Genomic DNA, 24,265 nt, shown 5'->3' with positions numbered 1-24,265 from the left:
GGGCTGATCCTTTCCTTCCCTCTCGCCTACCGGGTTAGCTGACGGGTTCGGAGCAGGAAGGTCTCCTACGGACCCCCTCCAGGGAGGGCGTCCGATTCACCCCAGGGACTACGTGTGGGTCCCCGGCTCCCCTGGCTCGCGCCGTACGGGGACTCGGCGATGACTGTCCGGTGCCGCGGGCGCGGCGCACTGCCTGACGAACAGCCGCACCGACGCTAGACGGAGCGTCTTTCCATCAACAAACGGATCACGGCTTTTGTAGTGCATGCCACAGGGCAGACGGGCAACCTCCCTACCAATACGGACATCTTGGGGATGAAGTCCGAGCGAGGACCCGAGCGGAAATCCGATCAAAAAAGGGGCCCGGGCGACTCTTCAGTCACCCGGGCCCTGCGGAGTCACGCTCTTCCGCTCCGCGTGCGGCTCGGCTTACAGCCGGCCCCCACTGAGCCGCTGAACCTCCACTCCGTGAACCTCTACTCCGCCGAAACGACGGTCACTTCACCGATTCCGAGGGCCTTGACGGGCTCCTGGATCTGCGCGGCGTCGCCGACGAGGACGGTCACCAGACGGTCCACCGGGAAGGCGCTCACGGCGGCCGCGGTGGCCTCCACGGTGCCCGTCGCGGCGAGTTGCTGGTACAGCGTCGCCTGGTAGTCGTCCGGCAGGTACTGCTCGACCTGGTCCGCGAGTGTGCCCGCGACGGCCGCCGCGGTCTCGAACTTGAGGGGCGCCACCCCCACCAGGTTCTGTACGGCGACGTCGCGCTCGGCGTCCGTCAGGCCCTCTGCGGCGAGGGTGCGCAGCACCTTCCAGAGGTCGTCGAGCGCAGGGCCGGTGTTCGGGGTGTCCACGGAGCCGCTGATGGCGAGCATCGCGATACCGGTTCCGTCCGGCGCGGCGCGCAGGACCTGGCCGAACGCCCGCACACCGTAGGTGTAGCCCTTTTCCTCGCGCAGGACGCGGTCCAGACGCGAGGTGAGAGTGCCGCCGAGGCAGTACGTGCCGAGCACCTGGGCGGGCCACACACGGTCGTGCCGGTCGGCGCCGACACGGCCGATGAGCAGCTGCGTCTGGACCGCGCCGGGGCGGTCCACGATGATCACACGGCCGGTGTCGTCGGCGGCCACCGGCGGCACGGGGCGCGGCTCGGCGGACGAACCGGTCCAGTCGCCGAGCGTCTCGGCGAGCAGCGCGTCGAGGTCGACGCCGGTCAGGTCGCCGACAATCACGGCGGTGGACGTGGCGGGACGTACGTGCTTGTCGAAGAAGGCGCGTACGGTCGTCGAGTCGATCTTCTGGACGGTCTCCTCGGTGCCCTGGCGCGGGCGCGACATGCGCGAGGTCGCCGGGAACAGCTCCTTGGAGAGCTCCTTGGCGGCACGCCGGGCCGGGTTCGCCGTCTCGTGCGGGATCTCGTCGAGCCGGTTGCGCACCAGGCGCTCGACCTCGCTCTCCGCGAACGCCGGTGCCCTCAGGGCGTCGGCGAGCAGCCCGAGCGCCTTGGGCAGGCGCGAGACGGGCACTTCGAGCGACAGCCGTACGCCGGGGTGATCGGCGTGCGCGTCGAGGGTGGCGCCGCAGCGCTCCAGCTCGGCGGCGAACTCCTCCGCGGAGAGCTTGTCGGTGCCCTCGGAGAAGGCGCGCGCCATGATCGTGGCGACGCCGTCGAGGCCCACGGGCTCGGCCTCCAGCGGCGCGGCGAGCAGCACCTCGACGGCGACGACTTGCTGGCCGGGGCGGTGGCAGCGCAGCACGGTCAGGCCGTTGTCCAGCGTGCCGCGCTCGGGCGCCGGGAAGGCCCAGGGCTTGGGCTGACCCGCCTGGGGCTGTGGGTGGAAGTCCATGGTGGCGAGCTCGGTCACTTCGCCGCCTCCTCGTCCTCTTCGGTGGTGTCGGCAGCGACCGGCTCGTACACGAGCACCGCGCGGTTGTCGGGGCGCAGACGGGCCTTGGCGACCTCCTGGACCTCCTCGGCCGTGATGTCCAGGACACGCTGTACGGCCGTCAGGGCGAGCTGCGGGTCGCCGAACAGGACGGCGTACCGGCACAGTTCGTCGGCGCGGCCGGCGACCGTACCGAGCCGGTCCAGCCACTCGCGCTCCAACTGGGCCTGGGCGCGCTCCATCTCCTCGTCCGTGGGGCCCTCCTCGGCGAACCGGGCGAGCTCCGCGTCGACGGCGGACTCGATCACCGGGACCTCGACGTCACCGGACGTCTTCACGTCCAGCCAGCCCAGGGAGGGCGCTCCGGCGAGCCGCAGCAGGCCGAACCCGGCCGCGACGGCGGTGCGGTCGCGGCGTACGAGCCGGTTGTAGAGCCGGGACGACTCGCCGCCGCCGAGGATGGTGAGCGCCACGTCGGCCGCGTCGGCCGCACGCGTGCCGTCCTCCGGGAGCCGGTAGGCGGCCATCAGGGCGCGCGCCGGGACCTCCTCCTCGACGACCTCGCGCAGTTGCTCACCGATGACCTCGGGCAGCGAGCCGTCGCGCGGGGCGGGCTTGCCGTCGTGCCCGGGGATGGAGCCGAAGTACTTCTCGATCCAGGCGAGTGTCTGCCGCGGGTCGATGTCCCCGACCACGGAGAGCACCGCGTTGTTCGGCGCGTAGTAGGTGCGGAAGAAGGCGCGGGCGTCCTCCAGGGTCGCCGCGTCCAGGTCCGCCATCGACCCGATCGGGGTGTGGTGGTAGGGGTGGCCCTCGGGGTAGGCGAGCGCGGTCAGCTTCTCGAAGGCGGTGCCGTAGGGCACGTTGTCGTAACGCTGGCGGCGCTCGTTCTTGACGACGTCCCGCTGGTTCTCCATGGACTCGTCGTCGAGCGCGGCCAGCAGCGAGCCCATGCGGTCGGCCTCCAGCCAGAGGGCGAGCTCCAGCTGGTGGGCGGGCATCGTCTCGAAGTAGTTGGTGCGCTCGAAGCTGGTCGTTCCGTTGAGGGAGCCGCCCGCGCCCTGCACCAGTTCGAAGTGGCCGTTGCCCTTCACCTGGCCGGAGCCCTGGAACATCAGGTGCTCGAAAAGGTGAGCAAGGCCGGTACGGCCCTTGACCTCGTGCCGAGAGCCGACGTCGTACCAGAGGCACACCGCCGCGACCGGGGTCAGATGGTCCTCGGAGAGCACCACGCGCAGGCCGTTGGCCAGGCGGTGCTCGGTCGCTGTCAGGCCGCCGGAGCCTGCCTCAGCTGTGGCCGTGTGACCCATGGGCATGTACGTCCCTTCGATCGCGGAAACTGCAGAATTCCTGCCGGTCCTGCCACTGTATGCAAGCGCGCCGACCGGTGGCGAAGTTCCCGCGCCTCGTACGCCGAGAGCGAGAATTCCTGAGGTGGGAGGCCGGACTTCCGTTCACCGTGAGCGAGCGGAACCGGGCTCCGCGGAGCCCCTATGGACGGGTCGCGGTCGGCGTTGTCAGTGCGGCGGTCCACAATGGTGCGCGTCAGAACCCGTTCATGCCCCGGCAGAGACTGTGAAGGAGCCGCAGCAGCGATGGCCCGCCGCAGCACGAAGACCCCGCCGCCCGACGACTCGTACGAGGAGAAGATCCTCGACATCGACGTCGTGGACGAGATGCAGGGCTCCTTCCTCGAATACGCGTACTCGGTCATCTATTCGCGAGCCCTGCCGGACGCCCGTGACGGCCTCAAGCCCGTGCACCGCCGCATCGTGTACCAGATGAACGAGATGGGGCTGCGCCCCGACCGCGGCTATGTGAAGTGCGCCCGCGTCGTCGGCGAGGTCATGGGTAAGCTCCACCCGCACGGCGACGCGTCGATCTACGACGCACTCGTGCGCCTGGCCCAGCCGTTCTCCATGCGCCTGCCGCTGGTCGACGGCCACGGCAACTTCGGTTCGCTCGGCAATGACGACCCGCCGGCCGCCATGCGTTACACCGAGTGCCGGATGGCCGACGCCACGTCACTGATGACCGAGTCCATCGACGAGGACACGGTCGATTTCACGCCGAACTACGACGGCCAGGAGCAGGAGCCCGACGTCCTCCCGGCGGCGTACCCGAACCTGCTGGTCAACGGCTCGTCCGGGATCGCCGTCGGTATGGCGACGAACATGCCGCCGCACAACCTCGGCGAGGTCATCGCGGCCGCCCGCCACCTGATCCGCTATCCGGGCGCCGACCTGGACACGCTGATGAAGTACGTGCCGGGCCCAGACCTGCCCACGGGCGGCCGGATCGTCGGCCTGACCGGGATCAGGGACGCCTACGAGTCGGGCCGCGGCACCTTCAAGATCCGCGCCACGGTGTCGGTGGAGGACGTCACGGCGCGCCGCAAGGGCCTCGTCGTCACCGAACTGCCCTTCACCGTCGGCCCGGAGAAGGTGATCAGCAAGATCAAGGACCTGGTCAACGCCAAGAAGCTCCAGGGCATCGCCGACGTCAAGGACCTCACCGACCGCTCGCACGGACTGCGCCTGGTCATCGAGATCAAGAACGGCTTCGTGCCGGAAGCGGTCCTGGAGCAGCTCTACAAGCTGACGCCGATGGAGGAGTCCTTCGGCATCAACAACGTGGCGTTGGTGGACGGTCAGCCGCTCACCCTGGGCCTCAAGGAACTCCTCGAGGTCTATCTCGACCACCGCTTCAACGTCGTGCGCCGCCGCAGTGAGTTCCGCCGCAGCAAGAAGCGCGACCGCCTCCACCTGGTCGAGGGCCTCCTCGTCGCCCTCCTGGACATCGACGAGGTCATCCGCCTCATCCGCTCCAGCGACAACTCGGCGCAGGCGAAGGAACGCCTGATCGAGCACTTCTCGCTCTCCGAGATCCAGACGCAGTACATCCTGGACACCCCGCTGCGCCGCCTGACCAGGTTCGACCGCATCGAGTTGGAGTCGGAGCGCGACCGGCTCAACGGCGAGATCGACGAGCTGACCGGCATCCTCGACTCGGACGCCGAGCTGCGCAAGCTGGTCTCCGGAGAACTGGCCGCGGTCGCCAAGAAGTTCGGCACCGACCGGCGCACGGTGCTCCTGGAGTCCGCGGGCACCCCCACCGCGACGGTCTCGCTCCAGGTGGCCGACGACCCGTGCCGGGTGCTCCTGTCCTCGACGGGCCTGCTGGCCCGTACGGCCAACGGCGACCCCTTCGAGGAGGCCGAGGACGCCAAGCGCACCAAGCACGACCTGATCGTCTCCGCGGTGCCGGCGACGGCCCGCGGCGAGATCGGGGCGGTCACGTCCTCGGGCCGCCTGCTCCGGCTGAGTGTGATCGACCTGCCACAGCTGCCGGAGACAGCGTCGGCGCCCAACCTCTCCGGAGGCGCTCCGATCGCGGAGTTCCTGTCCTCCCTGGAGCCGGACGAGACGGTGATCTGTCTGACGACGCTCGACGAGTCCTCGCCCGGCCTGGCGATCGGCACCGAACAGGGCGTCGTGAAGCGTGTGGTCCCCGACTACCCCTCGAACAAGGAGGAGTTGGAGGTCATCACCCTCAAGGACGGCGACCGGATCGTCGGCGCGGTCGAACTGCGCACCGGCGAAGAGGACCTGGTCTTCATCACCGACGACGCCCAGCTGCTGCGCTACCAGGCCTCGCAGGTCCGCCCGCAGGGCCGGGCGGCGGGCGGCATGACGGGCATCAAGCTCACCGAGGGCGCGAAGGTGATCTCCTTCACCGCGGTCGACCCGGCGGTGGACGCGGTGGTCTTCACGGTGGCGGGCTCGCGCGGCACGCTGGACGACTCCGTCCAGACCACGGCCAAGCTGACACCCTTCGACCAGTACCCGCGCAAGGGCCGCGCCACGGGTGGCGTGCGCTGCCAGCGGTTCCTGAAGGGCGAGGACTGCCTCTCGCTGGCCTGGGCGGGCGCGCTTCCGGCCCGGGCCGCGCAGAAGAACGGCACACCGGCCGAGCTCCCGGAGATCGACCCGCGCCGTGACGGCTCGGGAGTGTCGCTGGCGAAGACGGTGTCGGTGGTGGCGGGCCCGGTGTAGATCAACCGGTCTCTTCGAGACCGTCGGGCTCCTCGTCCTGAACGTGGCTGTCCTCCGGGTAGCTGTCCTGTACGTGGCTGTCCTGTACGTGGCTGTCCTGTACGTAGCGAAGGACGCCCCACATGCTGTGTTCGTCGGCGTGTGGGGCGTCCTTTTCGCACGCCTCCAACTCCTTGGCCAGAGCCGAGGTGTCGATGCCGGAGCCGATCAGCACGAGCTGGGTGAGGCGCGGCTCGGCAGAAGCCCAGGGCTCCGGGTAGAAGCGCAGAAACCGCCCGACGGCATGCACGGCGTACCGGTTGTCCCTGTCCTCGACGCCGAAATCGACGTAGCCCTTGATGCGGTAGAGCCCCTCGGGTCTGCTGTCGAGGAAGTCCATCAATTCCCGAGGACCGAGCGGCACTTCGGAGCTGAAGGAGAGGGTTTCGTAGGCGGAGTGCAGGTGGTCGTGGTGCCCCTGGAGACCGCTCTCGTCGTGCCGGTGGAGGTCGTCGAAGGACAGCTGCCCGATGCGCTCCTCACTCGGCCTGCAGTCGAAGAGGAACTCGGGATCGACGCGGCCGTAGGTGGCGGGCACGACGGCGGCCCGGTCGACAAGCCCGCGTACGGTGCGCAGCACGCGCTCGCCGTCCTCGGCTCGGTCGGTCTTGTTGACGACGACGAGGTCGGCGAGCGCGAGATGCCGGTCGATCTCGGGATGCTTCTCGCGCGTACCGTCGAACTCGGCCGCGTCGACCACCTCGACGAGCCCACCGTAGACGATCCGCGGATGCTCACTGGCCAGCACCATCCGCACGAGCTCCTGCGGCTCGGCGAGGCCGCTCGCCTCGATGACGATGACGTCGATACGGGCCGAGGGCCGGGTCAGCCGCCCGAGATACTCGTCGAGCTCACTGGCGTCGACGGCGCAGCACAGGCATCCGTTCCCCAGCGAGACGGTGGAGTCCCCCAGCGCCCCGGCCACGGCCATCGCATCGATCTCGATCGCCCCGAAGTCGTTGACGACGGCGCCGATGCGGCTGCCTCCGCTGCGGTGCAGGAGGTGGTTGAGCAGGGTGGTCTTGCCTGAGCCGAGAAAGCCGGCGAGGACGACGACCGGGATCTGCCGGGCGGAAGTTCCGTCGAGGTGGACCTGGTCACCGGCGGTCCGGTCGATGGGGACCTGACCTGATGTCCGATCGATCAGGACCCGACCTGAGGTCTGATCGATCGGGACCCGACCTGAGGTCTGATCGATCGGGACCCGACCTGAGGTCTGATCGATCGGGACCCGACCTGAGGTCTGATCGATCGGGACCTGCTGAGGGCTGGGCTGGCTCAACGGGCGACCTCTTTCACACCGACGCGTGCTCCGGCTCACGAACCGGCTCCTGGACGAGGACGGCTCGTAAACCGGCGCTCGTACGGGGACTGGCTGCCGACCAAGGATACGAGTGGGAGGAATCCCCGCGAAGTGAACGATTGTTAGCGGCGCTCACGGGGCACACGTTGGGCATGGCGCCGGGAAACGCGACCCGCACTTCCCTCCGTGCGCCTCCTCTCCGCCTCCCCGCCGATCAGAGCCGCTCGGCAAAACTGGGAGACGGCAAGCGCGCCGCCCACCGCTCGCCGGTCCGCTCCCTGTCGCCCCACAACCGACGACCGGCGGAACGGTCGCCTGATTCGGGGGTTGACATGGCCACACAGAATTCCGCGATACGGAGGCTTGGCTCAGGTGCCTGGGCCAAGCTCACCCTCGCGGCCAACGCCGTCGCGGAACGCAGCTCACGGCAGCCCAGGCGCGCCGTGCTCACCGAGCAGCACCGGCTCCATTTCGATCTGTTGTGCAAGGCCATGGACGATCCCGCCCTCGCCGCGGTCCTGAACACGTACGAGACGGAGATCAGCTCCGAAGAGCAGCGGCAATACCTCTTCGCCAACGCGCTCTACATCAACGCCCTGTATTTCCACCGGATCGGGGCCCTCACGCGTGCGGAGCTGCACGGCCACTTCCGCATCATGTGCCAGAACCAGATCTTCCGGGCGTACTGGGTGGCCACGGAGCACCACCGCAAGAGCCTGCCCGACTCCTCCAAGGAGGCCGAACTGGGCCGGATGATGGACAGCCTGATCCAGGATCAGACGGATTCCGACACCGACGAATGGTGGGTCGTGGGCGAGCCCGACGAAGAGACGCCGTGACCCCTGGCGCGCCCTGCACACGGCCATCGCGTGCCGCCAACGGAAGATGCCGACGTACACTCCGCTGCCCATGGTCACCTGGCGCACCGGGGGCAACAAAGAGCCGATGAGTTGTCGCCCGTCCGGACCTCCGGGCACTCCGACGAACACCCCTGCGCTCGGAGACACCTTGCCTCCGACGAACATCTCGGCTCGGAGTCAGCCACGCTCCCAGGACCCCACAACTCGGAGCCACCCATCACTCCGAGCCATGAGGTCGGTGCCACTCCGTGGAGATCACGACATACGCCGTGCCGGTCGGGGAAAAGGTGTTCCGGCGTCGGGCATGACGCCGCAGGTCACCACGCATCGATGGGCGACGTGAGCCAGACACGCCGCACGCGCGGGGTGTGTGCCGCCAGTGATCTCGATGCGTACGCATCACCCCAATGCTACTTTTCGTCAAGGGGAGATGCCGAAGTTCACTCGACTGCTTGGTTGCTTTGCGCACCATGGGCAACAAGAAGCGCTAAATTGTCGCCTGCCCGGTCTACGGGCACTCCGACGAACACCCTGCGCTCGGAGACAGATCCCTTGCCTCCGACGAACACCTCCGCTCGGAGTCAGTCACGCTCCGAGGACCCACGGCTCGGAGGCACCCATCAGTCCGAGCCATAAGGTTGGTACCACTCCGTGAAAATCGTGCGACGTGTCGGGGCTACACCACGCGAGCGCGGCAGCGCCACTGGCCAGTCGTGCCCCGACATCTTCGAACTCAGTGACGGCAGCTTCGCTGTCATTGGGCGCGAGGCCACCAAGGAACTCGACCCCGAGCTTCCGCCCGACGCCGCACGAGCCGACTACGAGCGGATCGTCATCATCACGCGCGAGACCCTGCTCCGCGCGAAGAAGGACATCCCTGATGCATGACGTCACCGCCGCCGGGAACTCTTCCAGGAATTGATCCAGGCACGGCCCCAGGAACCGATCACGGGCAACTGAAGGTCGGAGTTCCGCCCGGTACCCCTCGGGCCATGACGTCCAGGCCCGGCATCGACGTGATGCCGGGCCCTTCACATGTCACGACACTGGATCGCGCCGGCCGGCCACCGGCACCGCCACCGGTGGAACCGGCCCCACATACCGTGCCGCCGGACGGATGATCTTCGGGTCCTCGGCCTGTTCCAGGATGTTGGCGCTCCAACCGACGACGCGGGCCGCGGCGAAGGTGGGGGTGAACATCTCCCGGGGGAGGCCGCAGAGTTCCATGACCACGCCCGCGTAGAACTCCACGTTGGTGTGGAGTTCTCGGCCGGGCTTCAGCTCGGCCAGGATCGCCTCCACCCGATGTTCGACCTCGACGGCGAAATCGACCAGAGAACCGCCGAACTGCTGGGCGATACCGCGGAGCATGCGGGAGCGGGGGTCCTCGGTGCGGTACACCGCGTGCCCGAAGCCCATGATGCGATCGCCCGCGAGGACTCGTTCACGGATCCAGGAGTCGATGCGGTCGGATGTACCGATCGCGTCGAGGGTGTCCAGGGCTCGGCTCGGCGCACCACCGTGCAGCGGGCCCGACAGCGCCCCGACCGCGCCCACCAGGCACGCCGTCACGTCCGCCCCTGTCGACGCGATCACCCGCGCGGTGAAGGTTGACGCATTGAATCCGTGATCAATGGTTGATATCAAGTACTGCTCGACCGCCCGGGCCCGCGCCGGATCCGGCTCCGAGCCCGTCAGCATGTAAAGGTAGTTCGCTGCATACGGCAGGTCGTCACGCGGTTCCACCGGCTCCAGCCCCCGCCCGAGCCGATACAGCGCGGTGAGCAGCGTCGGCACGGCCGCGCACGCCGCGAGCGTGTCCGCGCGACGCCGGTCGACGTCGATGTCGTACACAGGCCGGAACCCCAACGACGCCCCGAGCAGCGACAACGCGGTCCGCAGCCCCGCGAGCGGTCCGGACGGTCCGGTCGCCGCGGCGATCGCCGGCAGCGCCACGCGCACCTCCTCCGGCAGCCCACGCAGTGCCGCGGTCCGCGCGGCGAAGGCGGCACCGCGCGCCACGTCCGGCAGTTCACCGTGGACCAGTAGATGCCAGACGTCCTCGAACCCGCGGGTCTGCGCGAGTTCGACCGCCGAATACTGGCGGTAGTGGTAGAAGCCCTCCCGCCCCCTGACGTCACCCAGTGCGGTATCGGTGACGACGACGCCCGAGAGTCCTCTCGGTACGTCGACAGGGGTCATGGACGGTGCGGCCACGGCCGGGTTGTTCGGCATGCATTCCTCCCTGAACTTGATTCGACTGTCCATGCTTGACTCAATCCGTGTCAATATTGATTGAATCAATATACCGATACACGGATACGGTGGCGTCCATGAGGGATCACGAAGCGGCAGGGTCGACGCACGAAGGACGCGAGGGACACGAAGGACCTGGAGGACACGGAGGCCACGAAGGCCGGCGGCTCAGCACCAGGGAGACCGCCGAGTTGCTCGGTGTGAAGCCCGAGACCGTGTACGCGTATGTGAGCCGCGGTCAGCTCGGTAGCCGACGCGACCCCGGAGGCCGGGGCAGCACCTTCGACGCCAAGGAGGTGGAGGCACTCGCCCGGCGCAACAGGCGCGACTCCAGCGGGAGTTCGAGCACCGGCGGCGAGCTGTCCGTCCGTACCCGCGTCACTCTCATCGACAAGGACCGGTACTACTACCGAGGCGTCGACGCGACCGAACTGGCCGCGCGTCACTCCTACGAAGAGATCGCCGAATGGCTGTGGACGGGACAGCTGCGCCCCGGCGTCACGTTCACCGCCCCGGAGGCGTCCGTCACCGCCGCCCGCCGCGCCGTGGACGCGCTGCCCGAGCACAGCGGCCCCACGGATCGGCTCCGAGTCGCCGCGATCGCCGCCTCGGCCGCCGATCCACTGCGCTTCGACCTCTCGGAGAGCGCCGTCCTCGGCACCGCGCGCACCCTCATCCCCACTCTCGTCGCCGCCCTCCCGTCCCTGCGTCACGACCATCGCGACGAAGGCCCGCTGGCCCACCGGCTGTGGGGACGCCTCACCGGCCGGACACCCGACGGAGCGTCACTGCGAGTGCTGGACACGGCACTCGGCCTGCTCGTCGACCACGATCTGGCCGCCTCGACGCTCGCGGTGCGGGTCGCCGCCTCGGCACGGGCGCACCCGTACGCCGCCGTCTCGGCGGGCCTCGGCGTGCTCGAAGGCCCCCTGCACGGCGCGGCCAGCGGCCTCGCCCACCGGCTGCTCCTCGACGTCCTCGACCAGGGCACCGCGGCCCCCGTGGTCGCCGACGAGCTGCGCGCCGGACGCCGTGTCCCCGGGCTCGGCCACCGGCTCTACCCCGGCGAGGACCCCCGCGCGCGTGCCCTGTTCGCCCTCCTGGAGGAGGTCCCGGGCGCAGCGCCCGCCCTGGCGGCGGCCCAGGACATCGTGACCACCACCGCCCGGCACACTCCCCTGCACGCCAATGTCGACCTGGCGCTGGCCGTCCTCACGGTCTCCTCCGGCATGTCCGCCTCCGCCGGGGAGACGGTTTTCGCCGTCGCCCGAACAGCGGGGTGGATCGCCCACACCCTGGAGGAGTACGAGGAACGCCCGCTGCGCATGCGCCCGAGCGGTCACTACGTAGGAGCTCGGCCGCCGCAGCCATTCCCCGAGTGAGCCCCGGCGCGCCCCCACAACGCTCCGAATGCACCCAAAGTGCGCCCCCATACTCGCGGTCGGAAGTCGCCCTGAGTGAAGTCAGGTTAGGCTCACCTCTGTGAGTACGTGCACGACCGTGTCCCGGGACCTCGACGAGCCCCTCGCGGGGACCGCGGCGACCGCGAGGACCTGGCTGCTCCTCGAACAGCCGGGCCCCTGGGGTGCCAAGGCGCTCACGTCGAGCCACCTGGACCCGGCGCTCGGCCGCGCGCTCGAAGCCGTGGCCCAGGACACCGGGGTGCGGATCGCACTCATCCGCCGCCCCGGACGGCACGCCGACTGCGGTGCGCACGCCGAGCGCCAGGTGTACGCGGCGCACACCACCCCGGGCAACGTGTGGCTGCACAGCGCCACCACCTGCGCTCCTGAGCGGCTGCTCGACCTGGACTTCACCGCGCTCGGCACCGGAAACCCGCGCACCTTCGACGCGACTCTCCAGGGTCGGCGCCACACGGGCGACCCGCTCGCGCTCGTCTGCACCAACGGCAAGCGCGACCGCTGCTGCGCGCTCCTGGGCCGCCCCCTCGCGGCGGAACTCGCCGCCTCGGGCGTGGCGGGCGCGTGGGAGGTCACCCATCTCGGGGGCCACCGCTTCTCGCCCACCCTGCTCGTCCTGCCGTACGGATACGCCTATGGGCGGGCCGAGGCCCACGCGGTCAAGGAGATCCTCCAAGGCGTCCGGGAGGGCCGCGTCGTCACGGAGGGCTGCCGTGGCAACTCTGCGTGGGAGCGGCCCGGGCAGGCGGCGGAGCTGGCCGTGCGCAGGGCCTGCGGAGAGCGCGCCGCGGAAGCCCTCGGCGTCGTCCGCACGGACGGTGCGGCGCCGCGCTGGGAGGTGACCGTCGCCCACACCGACGGGCGCCTGTGGCGCGTCATCGTCGCGCAGGGCGCCTCCCTGCCGCCCCGCCCGGAGAGCTGCGGCTCCGCGCTGGGTTCCCCGGCCCGGATGGACGTGGTGGCCGTACGGGAGATGCCCCGGGCCACGATCCCCGTAGCCTGCTGACCAGGAGTCCTGAGCAGGCCGGCCCCTACCCGCCGACCACAGCTTCCCCACGCGCCACTCGAGAGATCCACGCCACACTCCCTTCGGACCGGCGCGCGCTCCCCCGTACCGTCATGGGTATGACCCCCACTCCCCCCGCACGACGACTGCGCCTCGGTCTGCCGCGGCGGGCGTTCTCTCAGGTGCTGCTGATGCAGGTGGCGATAGCCGCCGGGGTCGCCGTACTCGCGACGGGGCTGTTCCTCGCCCCGCTCAGCGCCCAGCTCGACAACGAGGCCATGCACCGAGCACTCGCGATCGCGCAGACCACGGCGGCCCAGCCCCAGATCGCCAGGGACCTGCAGACGACCCTGCCGTCCGTGAACGGCCCCGTGCAGGTCGCCGCGGAACGGATCCGCAAGGCCAGCAAGGCCGAGTACGTCGTGGTGATGAACACGCACTGGGTGCGCTGGTCGCACAAGGACACCTCGCAGATCGGCAGGGTCGTCTCGACCTCCCCCAAGAAGGCCCTGGCCGGCGAGGACGTCATGGAGATCGACAGCGGCACGCTGGGGCGCTCGGCCCGCGGCAAGGTACCGCTGCGCGACGCCGACGGGCACATCATCGGCGCGGTCTCGGTGGGCATCGAGTACGACAGTGTGCGCGCCCGGCTGATCCACTCGATCCCGGGACTCCTCGCGTACGCGGGCGGGGCCCTGGCCGTCGGCGCGTTCGCCGCGTACCTGCTCTCGCGTCGGGTTCAGCGGCAGACCCGTGACCTGGCTTTCTCCGACATCTCGGCGTTGCTCGCGGAGCGCGAGGCGATGCTGCACGGCATTCGGGAGGGCGTCATCGCCCTGGACCGTGTCGGCCGCGTACGGCTCCTCAACGACGAGGCGCTGCGCCTGCTCGGGCTCGACGCGGAGGCCATCGGGCAGCCGCTCGACGACGTGCTCGGGCCGGGCCGCACCACCGATGTGCTGGCCGGACGGGTCACCGGCACGGATCTGTTGACGGTGCGCGGTCAGCGCGTCCTGGTCGCCAACCGCATGCCGACCGACGACGGCGGCGCCGTGGCCACCCTGCGCGACCGCACGGAACTGGAGCAGCTGGGCCGTGAACTCGACTCGACCCACGGTCTGATCGACGCCCTGCGCGCGCAGGACCACGAGCACGCCAACCGGATGCACACGGTCCTGGGGCTGCTGGAGCTGGAGATGTACGACGACGCCGTGGAGTTCGTCGGCGAGGTGGTCGGCGACCACAGGGTCACCGCGGAACAGGTCACCGAGAAGATCCACGATCCGCTCCTGGCCGCCCTGCTGGTCGGCAAGGCCACGGTGGCGGCCGAGCGCGGGGTCGCTCTCTGGGTCGCGGACGGGACCCTGCTGCCCGACCGGCTGGTCGATCCGCGGGGGCTGGTCACCGTCGTGGGCAACCTGGTCGACAACGCACTCGACGCCGTCGCGGGCACCCCGCACGCGCGCGTGGAGGTCGAATTGCACGCCGAGGGACGCACGGCCGTGCTGCGCGTACGGGACACCGGGCCCGGAATTCCGGCGGAGCGGCGGGAGCTGATCTTCACGGACGGGTGGTCCACGAAGAAGCCACCCGCGCACGGCAAACGCGGACTCGGGCTCTCCCTGGTGCGTCGGCTCGCCGAGCGGCAAGGAGGCAGCGCGAAGGCGGCGGAGGCCGACGGCGGGGGCGCGGAGTTCACGGTCGTACTGCCGGAAGCGCTCACGGAGGCCGGTCTCGGGCCGGCGGACAGCCTGGAGCCGGCGGAGGGTCTGGTACCGACGGAAGGCCCCGTGCCGGCGGAAGGTCTCATGCCGGGCCCGGAGGGCGAGCCCGGCCGCGGGCCCGCACCGGAACTCGTACGACAGTCGGAGACGTTGTCCCAGAACACCACCGGCGCCACCGTCGCCGAGGAGGAGTCGCGATGATCGAGGTTCTGGTCGTGGACGACGACACGCGGGTCGCGCGGGTCAACGCCGCGTACGTCGACAAGGTGCCCGGCTTCCGTGTCGCCGGCGAGGCGCACAGCGCCGCCGAGGCGCTGCACGGGATAGAGACGCTGCCCCACCTGGACCTGGTCCTGATGGACCACTACCTGCCCGACGAGACGGGCCTCGCGGTCGTCCAGGAGATGCGCCGACGCGGCCACCAGACCGACGTCATCATGGTGACCGCGGCCCGCGACATCTCGACCGTCCAGGCGGCCATGCGGCAGGGCGCCCTGCAGTACCTGGTCAAACCGTTCGCCTTCGCGGGCCTGCGCGCCAAGCTGGAGGCGTACGCGGGTCTGCGCCGCACGCTCGACGGCGGCGGCGAGGCCGAACAGTCGCAGGTGGACCGGATTTTCGGCGCCCTGTCGGCGAGTGTGGAGCCGGACCTGCCCAAAGGGCACTCCCCCACGACCGCAGAGCTCGTCCGGCGGGCCCTGGTGACCGCCGAGGGGCCGCTGTCCGCCCAGGAGATCGCCGAGGAGACCGGACTGAGCCGACAGACCGCCCAGCGCTATCTGAAGCTCCTGGAGCGCACGGGACGGGCCAGGCTGACCCTCAAATACGGCGACGCGGGCCGCCCGGAGCATCGCTACGTCTGGGCGACCCGCGCCTGAGGGCACGGCCGAAGAGGGGAAGATCCCGAAGGCGGGGCCACGGGGCGGGGGGAAGAGGCCGCGCCCCGCTCTGACCTGGACCAGTGGCGGCCGTCATTTCTCCGCCGGTGGTGGCCTCGGTGACCTTGGTGGCCTTCTTCCTCAGCCGGTGACGGCCTTCTTCACGAACTCCGTGGTGTACGTCTTGCTCAGGTCCACCTTGGCGTTCTTGATGTTGGGGTTGAACGCCTTGAGCACCTTCTCTACAGTCGCGGGGCCGTCCACGGGCATCACGCCGTCCTTGGTGAACATCGGCAGCGTGCTCTGGATGGCGGTCGCGTAGAGCGTCTTGTTGCCCTGTGAGTAGTCGGCGGGCATCTTGGCGGCGATCTCGGAGGCGCTGTGCGTGGACATCCACTTGAGGGTCTTCACGAAGGCGTTGGCCAGCTTCTGGACCGTCTCCTTGTGGCCGTTCACCCAGTCCGTCTGCATGTAGAGGCTGGAGGAGGGATACGGTCCGCCGAGCGCCTGCTGCGAACCACTCGGCGTACGCATGTCGATGAGCACCTTGCCGAGGCCCTTCTGCAGGACCGTGGCGACGGTCGGGTCCGTCGTCATGCCGCCGTCGATGGCCCCCTTCTGGAGCGCCGAGACGAAGGTCGGACCCGCGCCGACGGCGACCGGCGCGAACTCGCTGACCTTCACACCGTTCTTGACCGCGAGGTACTTGGTGAGGAAGTCGGTGGAGGAACCGAGCCCGGTGACGCCGAGCTTCTTGCCCTTGAAGTCCTTGGGCGAGGTGATGTCGTCCGCTCGCTTGTTGGAGACGATCTCCACCTCACCGGGCGCGTGCGAGAACTGCACGACGGACTCCACGGCCTTGCCCTTGGTCTGCAGGTCGAGAGTGTGGTCGTAGAAGCCGACGGCTCCCTGGACCTGTCCGGACACGAGGGCGGTCTCCGCCTGCACACCGGCCGGCTCACTCAGGAGTTCGACATCCAAACCCTCGTCGTTGAAGTAGCCGAGCCGCTGCGTGAGCATCGCCGGCATGTAGATGACCTTGTCCAGGCCGCCGACCATGATCTTGACGTGCTCCCCCTTGCCGCCGCCCCCGTTGCTGCCGGAGTCGGCGGTGGTGGAGGCCGCGTCGTTGGCGCAGGCGGTGAGCGAGGAGAGGGCGAGCAGACCGGCGGCTGCCAGCGCGGAGTATCTGGCGGTCTTGCGCATGATGGGTCACGTCCTTGTGAGAGGGCAGTGCGGGAAAAAGGGGTGTCCTGGGAAGCGTTGAGCGGAAAGGGAGCACCCTGGAGAGCGTTGAGAGGAAGTCGGGCACCCTGGGCGGGTGCTGTCCGCCGATCAGCTCTCGGAGTCCGACGGCTTCCAGCGGAAGATGCGGCGCTCGGCGAAGGTGAGCAGCCCTTCGGCCAGCAGGGCGACGACGGCGAGGATGACCATCGCGGCGTACACACCGGCCGCGTTGAAGGTGCCCTGGGACTGGGCGACGAGCAGGCCGATGCCCTTGGTGGCGCCGATGTACTCGCCGACGATCGCACCGATGAGGGCGAAGCCGAAGCTGACGTGGAGGCTGGTGAAGATCCACGAGGTGGCGGAGGGGATGACGACCTGAAGGGTCACCCGGCGGTCGCTCGCCCCCAGGATCCGGGCGTTGGCGACGAGGTTGCGGTCGACCTCGCGGGCACCCTGGAACGCGTTGAAGAAGACCGGGAAGAAGACCAGGACCACGGCCGAGGCGACCTTGGAGGCCGGCCCGAGCCCGAACCAGATCACGAAGATCGGCGCGAGGACGATCCTGGGTACGGAGTTGAGCACCTTGATGTATGGACCAAGGACATCGGCGAGGAAGGCGATGCGGCCCAGCGCGATACCGAAGACCACACCGGCCACGACTCCGATGACCCAGCCGAGCAGTGCCTCTTGGAGCGTGTACCAGACCTGCTCGCCGAGTGAGCCGAGCGCCGTCCCGTGGGTCACCCAGGTGTAGACCTGGTCCCAGATCTTCGACGGCATCGAGAAGTTGAACGGGTCGATGATCTTGGCGCGTGCGAACACCTCCCACAGGCCGAGCACGGCGACCAGGAGCACCGCACGGGCGGCGGCGACGATCATCCTGCGTCTGCGGGCGGCACGAGCACGGGAGTGGGCGCGTCCCGGCCTGGCGGGCTCGGTGGCGGTCGCCGCGACGACGGTCTCGGGCATGACGTCAGGCGACATTCGCGGCGCCCCTCTCTCGGGTGATGCGGACCTCTTCACCGAGGGACTCCCAGATCTCACGGTAGATCTCGATGAACCGCGGCTCCAGGCGCACCGATTCGACCTTGCGCGGCCTCGGCAGATCGATGTCGAAGACCTGCTTCACGGTGGCGGGGCCCGCCGTCATCACGACGACCTTGTCGGCGAGCGCGATGGACTCCTCCAGGTCGTGGGTGACGAAGACGACCGAGGCGCCCGTGCCCTCCCACAGCTCCAGCAGCTCGTCCGACATCAGGGCCCTGGTCTGCACGTCGAGCGCCGAGAACGGCTCGTCCATCAGCAGGATCTCGGGGTCGTTGACGAAGGTCGCGGCGAGGGCGACGCGCTTGCGCTGACCGCCGGAGAGCTGGTGGGGATAACGGTCCTCGAAGGCCGACAACCCGACCCTGGCCAGCCATTCGCGGGCCCGCTGCTTGGCCTCCGTCTTCGGAACACCGCGAAAACGCGGGCCCGCCATGACATTGGACAGGACCGTCCGCCAGGGGAAGGTGGCGTCCTGCTGGAAGACGAAGCCGACCTTGTCGCCGACGCCCGCGACCGGCTCACCGGCCACCAGGACCTCGCCCTCAGTGGGCTCCTCCAGACCGCTCACCAGGGTCAAGGTCGTGGACTTCCCACAGCCGGTGGGACCGACGACGGCCACGAACTCGCCACGACCGATGGTCAGATCCAGTTCCCTGACCGCCGTGTGCAGACCCCCTGACGGGGTCTTGAAGATCTTGCTCGCGCCCCGCAGCTCAATGGCGGGGCTGGTGTCTGCGCTCATGGCCCGGGACCGTAGATGTGGCGCGGGCCACAGCATCAGTCTTCTGGGCGCAAGGCCTTCTTATGCTTGCAAGAGTCTGTTGTGCTCGTTTTGCTCGCGCTACAACAGCGGAGCCGAAACACGGGCTTAACGCTCGCCAGGCCTTGAGAGAAAGAGGCCCGATGATTGACGTCCTGGTCGTGGACGACGACTTCCGCGTCGCTGAGATCAACGCGAAGTACGTGGGGAAGGTTCCCGGATTCCGGGTGGCCGCCCGCGCGCACAGCGCTGCCCAGGCCCTGGCCGCCGTGGAGCGCGCGCCCGTCGACCTGGTCCTGCTCGACCACTATCTGCCCGACCAGACAGGCCTCGAACTGGTGCACCGCATGCGCGAACGCGGCCACGGCACCGACGTCATCATGATCACCGCGGCCAGCGATGTGACGACCGTGCAGGCCGCGATGCGTCTGGGCGCCCTGCACTATCTGGTCAAGCCGTTCACCTTCGCCGCGCTGCGCACCCGCCTCGACTCGTACGCGGCCCTGCGGCGCACCGTCGACCGGGTCGGCGGGCGCGGCGTGGCGGGTCAGGAGCAGGTCGACCGGATCTTCAGCGCCTTGCGCACCACGCCCGTCCCGTCGTCGCCGGGACTGCCCAGCGGCCATTCGGAACCCACCACGGACCTGATCTGCGGTGTCCTCCACCGCGCGAACCAGCCGCTGTCGGCCCACGAGGTCGCGGCCGAGACCGGGCTCAGCCGCTCCACCGCGCAGCGCTATCTGCGCCACCTGGAACAGGCGGGACGGCTGCGCCTCTCGCTCAAGTACGGCGACACGGGCCGCCCGGAACACCGGTACGCCTGGGTGGCGCCCTAGCCCCACGCCGTACGCCGAGCCCATGGCATCGACCCGGCGCTCGACGCATGTCGTGGGGCCGTACGTCACTGGGGGCGCCCCCACTGCTTGAGGCGCCCCCGGACACTCAGCTGGGGCCGCCTCAGACCGCGCCGGCACCCGTCAGCGACCGCACCTCGGTCTCGGCGTGCTTGGCCTCGTCCGGCGGCTCCGCGGACGTGACCGTGCCCAGCCAGCCCGCCAGGAAGCCGAGCGGAATCGACACCAGGCCGGGGTTCTGCAACGGGAAGTACTGGAAGTCCACGCTCGGGAACAGCGAATCGGGACTCCCTGTCACCACCGGCGACAGCAGGACGAGCAGCAGCGCGGGCACCAGGCCGCCGTATACGGCCCACACGGCACCGCGGGTCGTGAAACTCCGCCAGAACAGCGAGTACAACAGCACCGGCAGGTTCGCGGACGCGGCGACCGCGAAGGCGAGGCCCACCAGGAAGGCCACGTTCAGATCGCGGGCCAGGAGCCCGAGCGCGATCGCGACCACCCCGATACCCACCGCCGCCGTACGCGCCACGGCGACCTCGCTGCGGGGCTTCGCGTGCCGACGGCGCATCGAGGCGTAGAGGTCGTGCGCCACGGACGCCGAGGACGCCAGGGTGATCCCGGCGACGACCGCGAGGATCGTTGCGAAGGCAATGGCCGCGACGACGGCAAAGAGAACCGTTCCTCCCGCGGAGTTCGCGCCGCCGCCCAGATCGAGCGCCAGCAGCGGAACCGCCGTGTTGCCCGCCGCGTTCGCTCCCCGCACCTCCTTTGGGCCGACGATCGCCGCCGCGCCGAAGCCCAGCACGATCGTCATGAGATAGAAGCCCCCGAGGAGCCCGATCGACCAGACCACCGAGCGCCGCGCTGCCCGTGCCGTGGGCACGGTGTAGAAACGCGACAGGATGTGCGGCAGCCCGGCCGTGCCGAGCACCAGCGCGAGGCCGAGACTGATGAAGTCGAAGCGCGCCGTCCAGTCCCCGCCGTACTTCAACCCGGGCGCGAGAAACGCGTCACCATGGCCACTGCGCTCCGCCGCCGCACGCAGCAACTCATTCACGTCCCCGTGGAACCGCACCAGGACGAGCACGGTCAAGGCGATGGAACCGCTCAGCAACAGGACCGCCTTGACGATCTGAATCCATGTGGTGGCCCGCATCCCTCCCAGCGACACATAGATCACCATGAGCGCGCCGACGCCGATCACCGTCCAGTTCCGCGCCGCCTCGCTCGAACCTCCCAGCAGTAGCGCGACCAGGCTGCCCGCCCCCACCATCTGCGCCACCAGATACAGAACGGACACGGTCACCGAAGAGGTTCCCGCCGCGATCCGCACCGGCCGTTCGTCCATCCGGGCCGCGACGACGTCGGCGAGCGTGAACCGCCCGCAGTTGCGTACCAGTTCGGCGACCAGGAACAGGACGACCAGCCAAGCGACGAGAAACCCGACGACATACAGCAGCCCGTCGTAGCCGTAGAGCGAGATGAGCCCCGTGACCCCCAGGAACGACGCCGCCGACATGTAGTCGCCCGAAATGGCAAAACCATTCTCCATCGGCGAGAACAACCGCCCGCCGGCATAGAACTCCTCGGCAGACCCGTGTCTGTTTCGACTCACCCACGTCGTGATCCCCAGCGTCACCGCCACGAACGCGCTGAACAGCAACAACGCCAGTGTCTGATGGTTGCCGGTCACCGCTCACCACCTCGGACGCCCCGGGTCAGCTCCTGGGTGTCCCAGCGCAGATCCAGTGCGGCCCGGTCCCTGCGCAGCCGCGCATGCCGTGCGTACGCCCACGTGAACAGAAACGTGCTGAGGAACTGCCCGAGCCCCGCCACCATCGCCACGTTCACCGCGCCGGCGACGGGCCGGGCCATGAACCCGGGCGCCGTCGTCGCGGTCACCACATAGCCCACGTACCAGGTGAAGAACACGGCGACGCCCGGCACCACGAACCTCCGGTACCGACTGCGCACTTCCTGGAAGGCGGCGCTGCGCTGCACCTCCAGATAGACGTCGGCCGTCCCGCCCGTGCGACCTTCGTGCTCCGGGCGCGCGAACGGCACGGCGGGTGCGCCCGTGCTGTCCAACTCACCCCAGCCGGAAGCGAGCGCGTCGTACCAGGGGTCATCGAACCGGACCTCCCCGGTATCGCGCCCGTCGTGCTTCTCCACCGAACTCTCCTTGTCCGCGACCCTTTTTCTGCCGCGTGCCCAAGGATGGACAGATCGGGAAGATCCCGGACTCTTCTCTCCGCGCTCTTCACCCCATCAGGTGACTCATCCCGTCGGTGGCCGTACGAGACCTTTCCCAAAGGCGTAACGCACCGCCTGAGCACGGTCCTTGAGGCCCGTCTTGGCGAAGAGATTGTTGATGTGGGTCTTCACGGTGGCGGGGGAGACATGCAGTCTGCGGGCGATCTCCTGATTGGTGAGTCCCTCGGCGATCAGCAGCAGCACCTCGGTCTCCCGCGTGGTGAGCCCGTCGGGCGGCTCCACGGGCGCAACGGCCGCGGGCGCCGGCTCCGACAGCCGCTCCAGCAGTCGCCGTTGGATGCTCGGCGAGAGTCCCGCGTCCCCGGACAGCACGCTTTCCACCGCGCGCACGATCTCGTCGCCGCCCGCGTCCTTCGTGAGATAGCCCCGGGCTCCCGCTCTGAGCGCGGGGAACAGCGACTCGTCGTCCGCGTACGTGGTGAGCACGACGACCTGTGTCCCCGGATGCTCAGCGCGAATACGCCGGGTCGCCTCGACGCCGTCGCAGCGCGGCATGCGCAGGTCCATCAGCACGACGTCCGGGGCGAGCTCGGCCACCAGCGCCACGGCCTCGTGCCCGTCCCCCGCCGCACCCACGACCTCGATCCCCGGCAGCAGGCCCAGCAGCATCACAATGCCTTCGCGCACCACGGTCTGATCGTCCGCCACCACGACCCGAGCCGGCTTCCTGGTCCCCTCCTCCGTCATACGGGCACCCTCAGCGTCACCACGAACCCCTCCTCGTCCGGCCCGGCCTCCAACGAGCCGCCCAGCAGCTCAGCACGCTCCCGCATGCCCAGCAGACCGTACCCGGCCCCCGCACCGCTGAGTTCGCCCGGCGGTCCTCCCGAGTCCCGTACGCCCAGGGTCACTTCGTGCTCGCCGTACTCGAGCCGCAGGTGGACCTGGGCGCCCGGCGCATGCTTGCGGACGTTCGTCAGGGCTTCCTGCGCCACCCTGCGCACCGCCTGCGAGGCCTCGGCGGGCAGCGGCTGCCGTTCACCCGAGACGGTGATGTCGGCGCCGTCCGCCGTGGCGACCAGCTCGCTCAGGAAGTCCTCCACCGGGGACATCTCCCCGCGAAGGGCGGAGAGCGCCTGCCGGGTCTCGGCGAGCCCCTCACGGGCCATCCCACGTGCCGCCACGACCCGCTCGAGGATCTGCTCCCGGTCGCCTCCCCGCTCGATCAGCAGCCGGGCCGCCTCCAGATGCACCATCTGTGCCGAGAGACTGTGCGCCAGGACGTCATGGATCTCCCGCGCGATCCTGGCCCGCTCCGCCAGTGCCGCGGACTCCGCCTCGGCCACGCGAGCCGCCCGCTCCTGAGCGAGCAACCTCTGGGCACTGCCGCGGGCCTCCGCGTCGAGGCGCAGCACGTATCCGGCCAGGGCGAGCCCCCCGGCGGTGGCGGCCGTGGTCAGCCAGACGTCGTTGTTGACCGCCGCGAACGCGCTCAGTGCCACGGAGGTGGCAGGCAGCGCCGCCACTAGAGGCAACCTCTCTATGGCGCTGATGGCGCACCCGCACCACAGGACGATGGCCGGCACCCGGAATCCCGTGCTCGCTCCCACCGTCGCGATCGCGAGCAGCAGGGCGAGCAGCGCCAGGGACGGCAGCAGACGGTGTTCGAGCGTGGTCCGCCAGAAGGCCCACGCCGCCAGCCCGCAGACGAGGACCCCCAGAGCGCCCGCCGCGATCTTCCAGGCGCCGAGATGGCCGCTCGTGAAGGTCGTCCACAGGAGCAGGCCGAGGGCGAAGAGGCGCGCGGCCCAGGCGAGCGCACGCCTGGACCTGACCACTCCCGCTCGGGACAGCGCCTCGCGGGAGGGCCAGCGCTTCAAGGCGTTCTCCGTCACACGCGCTCCTTCCACGAGCCCCGGGGCACGTCGTCACCGTACGCCGTCGCCTGCGTGACGGCCGGGTACAGAGACTGAGAGCGCCAGGCCAGGATCCCGGAGCGGACCAGCAGAGTGGCCGCGAGGGCGAGCAGCAGGGCGGAGCTGTCCTGATGGACGCCCAGCAGGGCGCCGATGCCGAACAGTCCCAGCCGCAGGGCTATGCCCACGCCCCAGACGGCCGCGCTGGCCTTGGTGCTCTTGCTCCACACCGAGCCGTCCGGCTCCGCCCATATCCGTGTCGTCCACCCCCACGCGGCTCCGATGGCCAGCCCGATGAACAGCTCTGCCCCGAGCAGCAGAATCGCCTCGGTCCGATGGTGGACGTCGATCAGGCCCGGCTCCCGCAGAGCGATCACGGCCAGGACGACGGGCACGATCCACCAGCGCCTGTCCGTGCTGATCCTGCGCGTACGGAACTGGCGCGCGATGACCAGCACTACAACGGCAAGGATCACCAAGGCATTGACGAGCCCGGACATCACGACCTCCGTGGGCGAGGAAAGAGCGGGTTCCGACAGCCAGCGCTGTCGACGCCTTCGACGCTACGGAAATCGGCAGCTCAGCAGATCGGAGCCGGGGTGGATCGCGGGTGGATCCGCACCCACCCCATCCCTCCACCCACGGGTGGAGCCCCCCAGGCCCCCACCGCGTTTCTCGCCCCCGCCGCCCCTACCCGTCCCATCCCTCGGGGCTACGCCCCCCTGTCGGCCTGAACGGCCTCGCCCTCACACGCCGGACGGGCTTGCACATGCGGACCGGCGTCCCCAGCCTCGCGAGGAACAGCGCGAGCGACCC

At 69.6% G+C, this 24,265-nt stretch carries 20 protein-coding genes and 1 riboswitch; of the genes, 8 read left to right on the top strand and 12 right to left on the bottom strand.

The annotated features are described in order from the left end of the window. Positions 1-8: 8 nt before the first annotated feature. Positions 9-169, bottom strand: a riboswitch (cyclic di-AMP (ydaO/yuaA leader). A 307-nt stretch (positions 170-476) separates the two neighbouring features. Then, positions 477-1,865 carry a M16 family metallopeptidase gene (locus tag AAFF41_RS34655; RefSeq protein WP_319748457.1) on the bottom strand — a complete coding sequence of 463 codons (1,389 nt, stop codon included), beginning with the start codon at positions 1,863-1,865 and terminating at the stop codon, positions 477-479. Then, entirely contained in the window at positions 1,862-3,202 is a 1,341-nt protein-coding gene (locus AAFF41_RS34650) for a M16 family metallopeptidase (RefSeq protein ID WP_063818518.1), read from the bottom strand. The genes AAFF41_RS34655 and AAFF41_RS34650 overlap by 4 nt, the downstream gene beginning before the upstream one ends. 279 nt (positions 3,203-3,481) lie before the next feature. Between AAFF41_RS34650 and AAFF41_RS34645 the strand changes: the two genes are divergently transcribed. Next, on the top strand, positions 3,482-5,941 hold the full coding sequence (locus tag AAFF41_RS34645; protein WP_319748456.1) for a DNA gyrase/topoisomerase IV subunit A: 2,460 nt from the start codon (positions 3,482-3,484) through the stop codon (positions 5,939-5,941). Position 5,942: 1 nt separating this feature from the next. On the opposite strand, the gene AAFF41_RS34640 is transcribed toward AAFF41_RS34645, so the two are convergent. Continuing rightward, a complete protein-coding gene (locus AAFF41_RS34640; RefSeq protein WP_343326395.1) occupies positions 5,943-7,097 on the bottom strand; it encodes a CobW family GTP-binding protein in 1,155 nt (384 codons plus the stop codon). Positions 7,098-7,615: 518 nt separating this feature from the next. Here AAFF41_RS34640 and AAFF41_RS34635 point away from each other — a divergent pair. Next, a complete protein-coding gene (locus AAFF41_RS34635) occupies positions 7,616-8,122 on the top strand; it encodes a DUF6082 family protein (RefSeq protein WP_319748455.1) in 507 nt (168 codons plus the stop codon). 672 nt (positions 8,123-8,794) lie between these two features. Continuing rightward, on the top strand, positions 8,795-9,031 hold the full coding sequence (locus AAFF41_RS34630; protein ID WP_054229908.1) for a hypothetical protein: 237 nt from the start codon (positions 8,795-8,797) through the stop codon (positions 9,029-9,031). Positions 9,032-9,181: 150 nt separating this feature from the next. On the opposite strand, the gene AAFF41_RS34625 is transcribed toward AAFF41_RS34630, so the two are convergent. Further along, positions 9,182-10,378, bottom strand: a complete 1,197-nt coding sequence (locus tag AAFF41_RS34625; protein ID WP_343325158.1) for a citrate synthase/methylcitrate synthase — start codon at positions 10,376-10,378, stop codon at positions 9,182-9,184. Between the two features lie 98 nt (positions 10,379-10,476). Between AAFF41_RS34625 and AAFF41_RS34620 the strand changes: the two genes are divergently transcribed. The 4 genes from AAFF41_RS34620 (at position 10,477) to AAFF41_RS34605 (ending at position 15,428) form a co-directional block, all read left to right on the top strand. Continuing rightward, positions 10,477-11,781 carry a citrate synthase gene (locus AAFF41_RS34620; RefSeq protein ID WP_319748453.1) on the top strand — a complete coding sequence of 435 codons (1,305 nt, stop codon included), beginning with the start codon at positions 10,477-10,479 and terminating at the stop codon, positions 11,779-11,781. 100 nt (positions 11,782-11,881) lie between these two features. After that, entirely contained in the window at positions 11,882-12,826 is a 945-nt protein-coding gene (locus AAFF41_RS34615) for a ferredoxin family protein (protein ID WP_343325157.1), read from the top strand. A 119-nt stretch (positions 12,827-12,945) separates the two neighbouring features. Beyond that, complete coding sequence (locus AAFF41_RS34610) at positions 12,946-14,751, top strand: sensor histidine kinase (RefSeq protein WP_319748451.1); 1,806 nt, start codon at positions 12,946-12,948, stop codon at positions 14,749-14,751. Next, positions 14,748-15,428, top strand: a complete 681-nt coding sequence (locus AAFF41_RS34605) for a response regulator (protein ID WP_319748450.1) — start codon at positions 14,748-14,750, stop codon at positions 15,426-15,428. Before AAFF41_RS34610 ends, AAFF41_RS34605 begins: the two co-directional genes overlap by 4 nt. 141 nt (positions 15,429-15,569) lie before the next feature. On the opposite strand, the gene AAFF41_RS34600 is transcribed toward AAFF41_RS34605, so the two are convergent. The 3 genes from AAFF41_RS34600 to AAFF41_RS34590 all read right to left on the bottom strand — a co-directional run bounded on the left by AAFF41_RS34600 (position 15,570) and on the right by AAFF41_RS34590 (position 18,444). Beyond that, a complete protein-coding gene (locus AAFF41_RS34600) occupies positions 15,570-16,634 on the bottom strand; it encodes an ABC transporter substrate-binding protein (RefSeq protein WP_319748449.1) in 1,065 nt (354 codons plus the stop codon). Positions 16,635-16,763: 129 nt separating this feature from the next. Next, positions 16,764-17,639, bottom strand: a complete 876-nt coding sequence (locus AAFF41_RS34595) for an ABC transporter permease (RefSeq protein WP_319748448.1) — start codon at positions 17,637-17,639, stop codon at positions 16,764-16,766. Further along, complete coding sequence (locus tag AAFF41_RS34590; protein ID WP_054229902.1) at positions 17,629-18,444, bottom strand: ABC transporter ATP-binding protein; 816 nt, start codon at positions 18,442-18,444, stop codon at positions 17,629-17,631. The genes AAFF41_RS34595 and AAFF41_RS34590 overlap by 11 nt, the downstream gene beginning before the upstream one ends. 161 nt (positions 18,445-18,605) lie before the next feature. On the opposite strand from AAFF41_RS34590, the gene AAFF41_RS34585 reads away from it, so the two are divergent. Next, positions 18,606-19,298 (top strand): response regulator, encoded by a 693-nt coding sequence (locus tag AAFF41_RS34585; protein ID WP_054229901.1) that lies wholly within the window; start codon positions 18,606-18,608, stop codon positions 19,296-19,298. Positions 19,299-19,419: 121 nt separating this feature from the next. On the opposite strand, the gene AAFF41_RS34580 is transcribed toward AAFF41_RS34585, so the two are convergent. The 5 genes from AAFF41_RS34580 to AAFF41_RS34560 all read right to left on the bottom strand — a co-directional run bounded on the left by AAFF41_RS34580 (position 19,420) and on the right by AAFF41_RS34560 (position 23,949). Further along, on the bottom strand, positions 19,420-21,012 hold the full coding sequence (locus AAFF41_RS34580) for a solute symporter family protein (protein ID WP_319748447.1): 1,593 nt from the start codon (positions 21,010-21,012) through the stop codon (positions 19,420-19,422). Then, positions 21,009-21,491 carry a DUF485 domain-containing protein gene (locus tag AAFF41_RS34575; protein WP_319748446.1) on the bottom strand — a complete coding sequence of 161 codons (483 nt, stop codon included), beginning with the start codon at positions 21,489-21,491 and terminating at the stop codon, positions 21,009-21,011. The genes AAFF41_RS34580 and AAFF41_RS34575 overlap by 4 nt, the downstream gene beginning before the upstream one ends. A 105-nt stretch (positions 21,492-21,596) precedes the next feature. Beyond that, entirely contained in the window at positions 21,597-22,280 is a 684-nt protein-coding gene (locus AAFF41_RS34570; protein WP_319748445.1) for a response regulator transcription factor, read from the bottom strand. Continuing rightward, a complete protein-coding gene (locus AAFF41_RS34565) occupies positions 22,277-23,428 on the bottom strand; it encodes a sensor histidine kinase (protein ID WP_319748444.1) in 1,152 nt (383 codons plus the stop codon). Before AAFF41_RS34565 ends, AAFF41_RS34570 begins: the two co-directional genes overlap by 4 nt. After that, positions 23,425-23,949, bottom strand: coding sequence for a DUF1453 domain-containing protein (locus AAFF41_RS34560; protein WP_343325156.1), 525 nt, complete (start codon positions 23,947-23,949; stop codon positions 23,425-23,427). The genes AAFF41_RS34565 and AAFF41_RS34560 overlap by 4 nt, the downstream gene beginning before the upstream one ends. Between the last annotated feature and the right edge of the window lie 316 nt (positions 23,950-24,265).

Source organism: Streptomyces mirabilis, assembly GCF_039503195.1.
GTDB lineage: Bacteria > Actinomycetota > Actinomycetes > Streptomycetales > Streptomycetaceae > Streptomyces > Streptomyces mirabilis_D.
This window is presented reverse-complemented; position numbering and strand designations above follow the sequence as displayed.

What these genes read in the sequence shown, in the direction of transcription:
- AAFF41_RS34650 (WP_063818518.1), bottom strand. Translation starts at nt 3,202, where the DNA reads ATGCCCATGGGTCACACGGCCACAGCTGAGGCAGGCTCCGGCGGCCTG.
- AAFF41_RS34610 (WP_319748451.1), top strand. Translation starts at nt 12,946, where the DNA reads ATGACCCCCACTCCCCCCGCACGACGACTGCGCCTCGGTCTGCCGCGG.
- AAFF41_RS34595 (WP_319748448.1), bottom strand. Translation starts at nt 17,639, where the DNA reads ATGTCGCCTGACGTCATGCCCGAGACCGTCGTCGCGGCGACCGCCACC.
- AAFF41_RS34645 (WP_319748456.1), top strand. Translation starts at nt 3,482, where the DNA reads ATGGCCCGCCGCAGCACGAAGACCCCGCCGCCCGACGACTCGTACGAG.
- AAFF41_RS34600 (WP_319748449.1), bottom strand. Translation starts at nt 16,634, where the DNA reads ATGCGCAAGACCGCCAGATACTCCGCGCTGGCAGCCGCCGGTCTGCTC.
- AAFF41_RS34560 (WP_343325156.1), bottom strand. Translation starts at nt 23,949, where the DNA reads ATGTCCGGGCTCGTCAATGCCTTGGTGATCCTTGCCGTTGTAGTGCTG.
- AAFF41_RS34625 (WP_343325158.1), bottom strand. Translation starts at nt 10,378, where the DNA reads ATGCCGAACAACCCGGCCGTGGCCGCACCGTCCATGACCCCTGTCGAC.
- AAFF41_RS34570 (WP_319748445.1), bottom strand. Translation starts at nt 22,280, where the DNA reads ATGACGGAGGAGGGGACCAGGAAGCCGGCTCGGGTCGTGGTGGCGGAC.
- AAFF41_RS34620 (WP_319748453.1), top strand. Translation starts at nt 10,477, where the DNA reads ATGAGGGATCACGAAGCGGCAGGGTCGACGCACGAAGGACGCGAGGGA.
- AAFF41_RS34635 (WP_319748455.1), top strand. Translation starts at nt 7,616, where the DNA reads ATGGCCACACAGAATTCCGCGATACGGAGGCTTGGCTCAGGTGCCTGG.
- AAFF41_RS34605 (WP_319748450.1), top strand. Translation starts at nt 14,748, where the DNA reads ATGATCGAGGTTCTGGTCGTGGACGACGACACGCGGGTCGCGCGGGTC.
- AAFF41_RS34590 (WP_054229902.1), bottom strand. Translation starts at nt 18,444, where the DNA reads ATGAGCGCAGACACCAGCCCCGCCATTGAGCTGCGGGGCGCGAGCAAG.
- AAFF41_RS34585 (WP_054229901.1), top strand. Translation starts at nt 18,606, where the DNA reads ATGATTGACGTCCTGGTCGTGGACGACGACTTCCGCGTCGCTGAGATC.